Origin of the sequence: Vibrio sp. 10N.261.52.A1, assembly GCF_002876325.1 — a bacterium.
Classification (GTDB): domain Bacteria; phylum Pseudomonadota; class Gammaproteobacteria; order Enterobacterales; family Vibrionaceae; genus Vibrio; species Vibrio chagasii.
Window position 1 is genome coordinate 1 of record NZ_MCYD01001008.1, and the last position, 521, is coordinate 521.

The 521-nt window shown below is 43.0% G+C and carries 1 protein-coding gene; it reads right to left on the reverse strand.

Annotated features, from left to right (window positions below; genetic code table 11):
* Positions 1-46: 46 nt before the first annotated feature.
* A complete protein-coding gene (locus tag BCT81_RS21845) occupies positions 47-505 on the reverse strand; it encodes a GNAT family N-acetyltransferase (RefSeq protein ID WP_102425823.1) in 459 nt (152 codons plus the stop codon).
* Positions 506-521: the final 16 nt, after the last annotated feature.

The following is a 521-nucleotide window of genomic DNA, read 5'->3' on the forward strand; positions in this document are numbered from 1 at the left end:
CGTGATAGGGAATCTCTTTATACGGTATAATTCTAATAGACCATATTTAGCGTAATTCGATACTCATGAACTGGCTGTAAGGGTCTAATTCGTAATCCGCAAAGGGTTCACAGTAACCAAAGCCAAACTTCTCGTATAAGTTACGCGCAGGCTTGAAGTATTCCTCAGAACCCGTTTCCAAGCTGATTCTTTGATATTGGCGGTTTGAAGCCGTGTCTAAAACATACTGCAAAAGTTGGCTCGCCACCCCAGTATTACGAGCACATTGAGAGGTCCTCATCGACTTAAGCTCAGCATGCTTCGCATCCAGCTCTTTGATAGCTACGCAGCCCAGTAATTGACTGTCTTTCCATGCACTGAAAAATGTAATCTCTGGTGATTTCAACGCGTCAACATCGAGTGCATGAACACTCTCTGGTGGCGACGTCGCATACATGTCAGCTAAATGCTCTTCTAATAGCCGAATAACCTCTCCGCCTGACAAATCATCAATTTTTATTTTCATAACGCTTTAATTATCC

Excerpts from the sequence above, each read along its gene's own strand:
- BCT81_RS21845 (WP_102425823.1), bottom strand. The coding sequence starts at position 505 with ATGAAAATAAAAATTGATGATTTGTCAGGCGGAGAGGTTATTCGGCTA.